This is a genomic window from Arthrobacter sp. BL-252-APC-1A, from assembly GCF_009696625.1.
GTDB lineage: Bacteria > Actinomycetota > Actinomycetes > Actinomycetales > Micrococcaceae > Arthrobacter_B.
This window is the reverse complement of the sequence record NZ_VULS01000016.1, coordinates 20,881-27,339: the sequence shown is the minus strand read 5'-3', so window position 1 is coordinate 27,339 and position 6,459 is coordinate 20,881. Positions and strand designations below refer to the sequence as shown.

The 6,459-nt window shown below is 61.6% G+C and carries 7 protein-coding genes; 4 read left to right on the top strand and 3 right to left on the bottom strand.

The features are described from left to right. On the top strand, positions 1 to 565 hold a 565-nt coding region (locus tag FYJ28_RS16555; RefSeq protein ID WP_154580117.1), incomplete at its 5' end, for a Fic family protein. After that, the gene (locus FYJ28_RS16550) at positions 555 to 1,244 is read left to right on the top strand and encodes a helicase associated domain-containing protein (RefSeq protein ID WP_154580116.1); all 690 of its coding nucleotides are present in this window, start codon (positions 555 to 557) and stop codon (positions 1,242 to 1,244) included. The genes FYJ28_RS16555 and FYJ28_RS16550, both read left to right, overlap by 11 nt. 481 nt (positions 1,245 to 1,725) lie before the next feature. Here FYJ28_RS16550 and FYJ28_RS16545 read toward each other — a convergent pair whose 3' ends face one another. The 3 genes from FYJ28_RS16545 to FYJ28_RS16535 all read right to left on the bottom strand — a co-directional run bounded on the left by FYJ28_RS16545 (position 1,726) and on the right by FYJ28_RS16535 (position 3,536). Next, the gene (locus tag FYJ28_RS16545; RefSeq protein WP_154580115.1) at positions 1,726 to 2,436 is read right to left on the bottom strand and encodes an RES domain-containing protein; all 711 of its coding nucleotides are present in this window, start codon (positions 2,434 to 2,436) and stop codon (positions 1,726 to 1,728) included. Then, positions 2,433 to 2,819: a hypothetical protein gene (locus FYJ28_RS16540; protein WP_154580114.1), complete on the bottom strand. Its 387-nt coding sequence runs from the start codon at positions 2,817 to 2,819 to the stop codon at positions 2,433 to 2,435. The genes FYJ28_RS16545 and FYJ28_RS16540 overlap by 4 nt, the downstream gene beginning before the upstream one ends. A gap of 144 nt (positions 2,820 to 2,963) precedes the next feature. Then, the gene (locus FYJ28_RS16535) at positions 2,964 to 3,536 is read right to left on the bottom strand and encodes a recombinase family protein (RefSeq protein ID WP_154580113.1); all 573 of its coding nucleotides are present in this window, start codon (positions 3,534 to 3,536) and stop codon (positions 2,964 to 2,966) included. Positions 3,537 to 3,887: 351 nt separating this feature from the next. On the opposite strand from FYJ28_RS16535, the gene FYJ28_RS17570 reads away from it, so the two are divergent. Both FYJ28_RS17570 and FYJ28_RS16525 read left to right on the top strand, forming a co-directional pair. Beyond that, positions 3,888 to 4,244, top strand: a complete 357-nt coding sequence (locus FYJ28_RS17570) for a heavy-metal-associated domain-containing protein (protein WP_154580112.1) — start codon at positions 3,888 to 3,890, stop codon at positions 4,242 to 4,244. Positions 4,245 to 4,351: 107 nt separating this feature from the next. Continuing rightward, positions 4,352 to 6,403 (top strand): heavy metal translocating P-type ATPase, encoded by a 2,052-nt coding sequence (locus tag FYJ28_RS16525; RefSeq protein ID WP_229780538.1) that lies wholly within the window; start codon positions 4,352 to 4,354, stop codon positions 6,401 to 6,403. The last annotated feature ends 56 nt before the right edge of the window (positions 6,404 to 6,459 follow it).

The following is a 6,459-nucleotide window of genomic DNA, read 5'->3' as shown; positions in this document are numbered from 1 at the left end:
CGACTGGGCCGGCGAATTCCGCACCATCAACATCGGCAAGAACGCCGCCGGCTTCGCGAACATCGAGAACGGGGACCTGGACCAGATGCTCAAAGAAGTCCAGCGAGCCGTAGGACAGGTTTCCTGGGCCGACCTCAACGCCGACCAGTTCGCCATGAGCTCAGCCGCTCTCTTCAGTTTCGTGAACCACGCCCATCCCTTCAGGGAAGGCAACGGGCGGACCTCTAAAGTCTTCATGGAACACGTCGCGGAGCAGAGCAAATTCGCGCTGGACTTCTCACAGGTCAGCAGGGATCTGTGGAATGCCACCTCGGAGGCCAGCCGCCCCAAAGCGGAACGGCCCTATCTGGACCCACTGCCCTTGGTCAACGTCTTTGCTCTCGCGACCAAAGAACGCGGAAACGAGCAGACGAAAGAAACCAACACCGGCCACCTCGATCTATCCAAAGCCAGCTATCCCGCCCAGGCCACCAAATCACTCACTAAAGCTCCACAGGGACAAGGCACGGCGCGGAGAGGAACCTCGTACCTGCCCGGACAAAACCTTGGGACCCATGAACGCTGAAGAAGAAACGGAGAACTGGACTCCGCAGCACTGGTCCCGCCAGGAATGGTTCTACATGTGGACCAAAGGACTGGACCCCCGCCGGATCGCCAGAATTTGCAGAGTCCCATACCGGAAGGTCTACGACCATATCCGCACCCGGGTCAACCACAACCCCGCGCTCTTCGGGCAACGCCTCATGCTCCACGACCACCCGCAGCTACCGCGGGGAGGACTGGAAAACAGGAGACCAACATGGCAGGAACGTGCAGCTGAGTTGGCTGACTTCTGTCTAATACACGGGAGGTTCCCCCGCGGATACGTTGAGGATGAAAGCAAGCTCTACAGCTTCCTGCAGCATCAACGGAACCGATATCGAGCCGGCAAACTGCCCGCCTCCAGAGCGTCCTATTTGAACGAGCAAATCTCAGGGTGGCTGACACCCAGGAAACGGGAGCGTGAGACTGCGTTGTGGGAAAGAAGGTCCGCAGAGTTGGAGATTTTTATTAGGGATCATGGGAGATATCCGAGCTATAAGACAGCAAAAGAGCCCTTGGAGAGAGTCCTCGCTACATGGCTAACCGCGCAACGTAATACCCACAGGCAAGGGAAAATGGATCTAGGAAGGGAGGGCAACCTTAACGAGCTCATTCCTGGCTGGATATCCAGGGAGTCGGCCATTAGGGCGCACGAACAGTGAGGGGAGCCGCTCGGCGACGAGTGGAAGCAAGTTCATGACGCGTTCGGTCGGGGGGCCGAAGAAGATGAGTCCGTCTGAGGCGTGAGACGGGCCGCCCGGCCGTATGAAAAGGACGGTGCTGGCGTGCCCGAAGCACATACGTTCCTTGAACCGGTCTGATTTGATGGCGCCTCAATGTCGTTATGGCTCGATGGGAGCATCAAAGCCATTTCCCACCCCCTGAGAGCCAGAGCAGCCTGAGCCTGCTCTCATGGCCGGCGGTCCGCACATCTGTCAGAGACAACATAGGCAAAAGCGGCCATTGTTGTGTTGCAACCCATGGGTTGCAAGCCATCTGTAGGAGACAGTCGTGTAGCCACGGAATTCCGGGTTACGGTGTGTCTTGCCACCATGTGTCGCAGGCATCACGGCCGATGCTGGCATGGCCTTCGGTTGAGGGACATGTTCGGTTGGACTGCCCGACGACGACCTGACCCGCTAGCTAAAGAGTGGAGAGGCCTAGCAGGGAGAGGGCTGCGCGGAGTTCGGGTGTCTCGGAACTGAGGTTCACAACTTCGATGTCAGTGACGTGGGCACTTATCTGTCCGTCGGTGTCACGCTCAAAGATGGCCCAGAGCAGAAGGTCATCACCGTGCCGTGAGCGGAACTGGATTCCGTCGCAATAATCCGAGCCGTCGGTATTCTTCCGGGTCCATAGGTACTGGGAAACCTCCTGGGTGAGCAGTCGGTTCTCAGCATTCTTCAGGGCTGCCGCGTCGAAGTCCTTGAGGTTGTACGCCAGCGCCTTGCCTTTAAAGAGTGGGTGAAGGCCGGCGACCGTTTCTGCGGAAGTGATGTCAACGAAGCGGCCGGCGAGGTGAGCCGAGCCAGCAATACGGTTTACCAGCCACTGGTCAATGTCCAGTTCTCCCGGGCGGACGCTGGGGAACTGCTCTGCGTCGGACTCGTCTTCTTCAATGGCGTCGATTTCTGCCACGAGGTAGGGATCCGGCCGGTGTGGGGCCAGGAGCTCAACCAGACAAGCCAGGAGGCTCTCTGCGGCGTAGATGGTGCGGTAAAGGCCATGGTCGAGCGGATCCCACCTGCCGTTGAAGCGTCCGTCGGGTCCGGCCCACCGCCAATCGGACCATTCCCACGGCTGGGGAAGAAACCCAACCCGCCAGGCCCGCTGATCAAGATCGGCGAACTTCATCCGAGGCGTGCGAAGGCGCGGGCTGCGGCCAGAACCTCAGGGCCGCTTTGGTCCGGGCTGGTTTCCCGTATTAATCGCGCGGGGGACCGGTCCTCCAGCTGCGGGTTCATGCCTTGGAACCAGGTCTGAGCAATCCGGTGACCGTTGGACTCCATGATGATGCCGGCCACGTGATAAGCCAGCCGCAGGCGTGCTTCGGTCTCGGCGGGCATTCTGCGGGAGCCGTCAGCCCATTGCCGGACCGCACGGGTTTCTCCGACTCCTGCCAGATAGGCGACTAGCTTGGCGCCTAGCATGTCGCGGAGTTCAGCCACCAGGGGAGCAGCCTCGAGGTTGATGGACTCACGGTAGGCGCGGATGCCGGGAGAAGCTGTCTGGCTCATAGCCTGATCATGTCCCAAATCGAGGGTGACCGCAAGCCAGATACCGGGTTGATCCCACCCTATTTCACAACTCGTTTCCCGACATCGCTAAACCAACGGGGGCTGTCGCCGGCCCGGACGAGCCCAGGAGATGGTGCGCGTGCATCAAGGTGTACGCTGCACGATCCGGTACACCGTGCTTCTGGCGACCTTGAAGAGTTCTGCGATCTCGGTGGTGGTGTGCTGGCCTCCCTTATATAGGGAGACCAGGTGGGCTTCCTGGGACTTGGAGAGTTTGGGTTGTTTGCCGCGCAGGCGGCCTTTGGCTTTCGCGACCTGCATGCCTTCGCGGGTGCGGGCGCGGATGAGATCGGATTCGAACTCCGCGACCATGGCCAGGACGTTGAAGAGGAGCCGGCCGACGGGATCAGCCGGGTCGTGAACGGATCCGCCGATACTGAGCTTCACGTTCTTCTTGGTGAGCTCTTCGATGATGTCGCGCGCGTCCGGCAGGGACCGTGCCAGTCGGTCGAGTTTGGTGATGACGAGTGTGTCTCCGTCGCGGACGGCGGCCAGCGCCTGGCGAAGACCGGGCCGGTCGCGGTTGGTCCCCGTCAGGCCATGGTCTGTGTAGATCCGATCTGCCGGGACACCGAGGACTGCGAGCTGGTTCCGCTGGGCTGTCAGGTCCTGATCGTTCGTCGAGACGCGGGCGTAACCGACGATGTGAGCACTCATAGGTTCAACTGTAGCGTTTGAGGTACCTTCACCGGGCATTAATGCGGGCGGGGTATACGCGAATCTAGGATCCCAGTATCTAAGCGGTTTCTTTTCGGCCCCTCGGACTGGGTGAAGGTGTCGCGTTGGGGGACCCCCGAGCGGACACCCGAGCGTCCGATAATCCACCGCACCTGGATGGATCCATCAATATTGATATATACCCCCCTGGGGTATATATTTATTTGACCGGAAGATAGCGTCCGATCCTCTGATCGCTACGCCTTGAAGGTCCACACAACGTGCGCTCCGGGACGTCCAGATGGTCGGCCTGAACCGTGCATCTCAAACCCGTTCCGGAGGAGATCGATTATGTGTGGCACATCCCGCCAGCCGCTGCCGTTGTTCAATGAACAAAGTGGCTGTGCCTGCTGCTCGCCGCAGCAGCAGAAAGCCGCCGTGACTGGTGACGTAGCTCCGCGGACACTTAGGTTTCAGGTGGCCGGTATGACGTGCGGGCACTGCGTCTCAGCCGTTTCGGCTGAGTTGAGCAAACTGGACGGCGTCATCCGGGTGGAGACCGCTCTGGTCCCGCACGGTCGCTCCACAGTGACGCTTTCCAGCGCGGGTGTGCTTGACCGTGATGCTATCGGAATGGCGGTAGCGAACGCTGGATATGAGCTGGCCGGAATTCCATCGGTGCCGGATCGACAGGGAGGCCCGTCATGAACCATGGGGCAGAAGACCACGCCAGGCAGCGGGCGGCCGGGGGACACGAAGGCCACGGTCCCGGTAACGAAGCTGGTCACACAGACTCACAGACGCACGGCCAGGCCATGCCCACCGGGCACGCCCATTCCGCCGTTGACGATGACCATGCCCTCCATCAGCATGGCCAGCATGCCGGTCACAGTACCGCAATGTTCCGGAACAGATTCTGGGCCAGCCTGGTCCTGTCGGTTCCGGTGGTCGTTTTCAGCTCCATGGTCTCCCACTTGCTCGGCTACCGTGTTCCGGAATTTCCCGGTTCTGGGTGGATCCCGCCGGTGCTGGGAACCGTAATTTTCTTCTACGGCGGAATGCCGTTCCTGAAGGGTGGCTGGACCGAACTGCGCAGCCGCCAGCCGGGCATGATGCTGCTGATCAGCATGGCAATTTCGGTCGCATTCCTCGCCTCCTGGATCACCACACTGGGAATCGGCGGTTTCGACCTGGATTTCTGGTGGGAACTTGCGCTGCTTGTCGTCATCATGTTGCTGGGCCATTGGATAGAGATGCGGGCCTTGGGCTCCGCCCGGGGAGCTTTGGACGCTCTGGCCGAACTGCTGCCTGACGACGCTGAACGAATCACCGCCGACGGAACGGAAACCGTCACAATTTCGGACCTGTCCGCCGGGGATCTGGTCCTGGTCCGCTCCGGTGGGCGGCTGCCCGCCGACGGCCGGATCACCGAGGGGCGGGCCGACGTCGATGAATCCATGATTACCGGCGAATCCAAACCCGTCCCCCGCGGCCCCGGAGACGATGTCGTGGCGGGCACCATCGCCACGGACGGATCATTGAGGGTGCGCCTGACGGCAGTGGGATCCGATACCGCTCTTGCAGGAATTCAACGTCTCGTGGCCGAAGCGCAGGCGTCCTCCTCCCGGGCACAGGCTCTGGCTGACAAGGCCGCAGCGCTGCTGTTCTACTTCGCCCTGGCCTCCGGCATCATCACCTTCATCGTTTGGATACTCCTGGGGCGCCCGGACGAGGCAGTGATCCGCACCGTCACCGTCCTGGTCATCGCCTGCCCGCACGCACTGGGCCTGGCGATCCCTCTGGTTATCGCGATTTCCACCGAACAGGCGGCACGGGCCGGGGTCCTGATCAAGAACAGGATCGCCCTGGAACGCATGCGAACCATTGACGTGGTTCTGTTCGATAAAACGGGCACCCTGACGAAGGGGCAGCCCGCCCTGACCGATGTTGCTGCGACCACCGACAGCGGCACAGATGAAATTCTTGCCCTGGCAGCTGCCGTCGAGGCTGACAGCGAGCATCCCTCTGCCCGTGCCATTGTCCGGGCAGCCGCTGAGCGGAGCCTTCAGGTGCCCCGGGCTGCCGGGTTCAGGCCCCTGATCGGGCGCGGCGTCGTGGCCGAGGTCGACGGCATCGAAACCGCAGTCGGAGGACCGAACCTCATTGAATCCGAGCAGCTGGCTGTTCCGCCTGAGCTGGCGGAGCAGACCCGTGCATGGGTTGAACGCGGCGCTTCTGTTCTGCACATCATCCGAGACCACAGGATCATCGGCGCGGTCGCGGTCGAGGACGAAATACGTCCCGAATCCCGTCAAGCCGTCGCAGCGCTGCAGGAACGCGGCATCAAGGTGGCCATGATCACCGGCGATGCCCGGCAGGTCGCAGAGGCCGTAGCCGCTCAGCTGGGCATCGACGAGGTCTTCGCCCAGGTGCTCCCCCAGGACAAAGACAAGAAGGTTGCGCAGCTGCAGTCGCGCGGCATGAAGGTTGCCATGGTCGGTGACGGAGTCAACGATTCTCCGGCCCTGGCCAGGGCCGAAGTAGGCATAGCCATCGGCGCCGGCACGGATGTAGCGGTCGAATCGGCAGGAGTGGTCCTCGCCGGCAACGACCCCCGCGCGGTGGTGTCCATGGTTGAACTGTCCAAAGCCAGTTACCGCAAGATGATTCAGAACCTGGTGTGGGCAACCGGCTACAACATCATCGCCGTTCCCCTGGCCGCCGGCGTCCTGGCATTCGCCGGAGTGTCCATCTCACCGGCAGTTGCCGCGATCCTGATGTCGGTGTCCACCATCGTCGTTGCCGCGAACGCCCAACTGCTGCGGCGCATCACCCTTGACCCGGCTTCCGTGCTGGGCAGGCCCTAACATCGGTCCCCGTCATCGGCAGAGGCATTTCACGGAACCGGGGCTGCTTCACTACC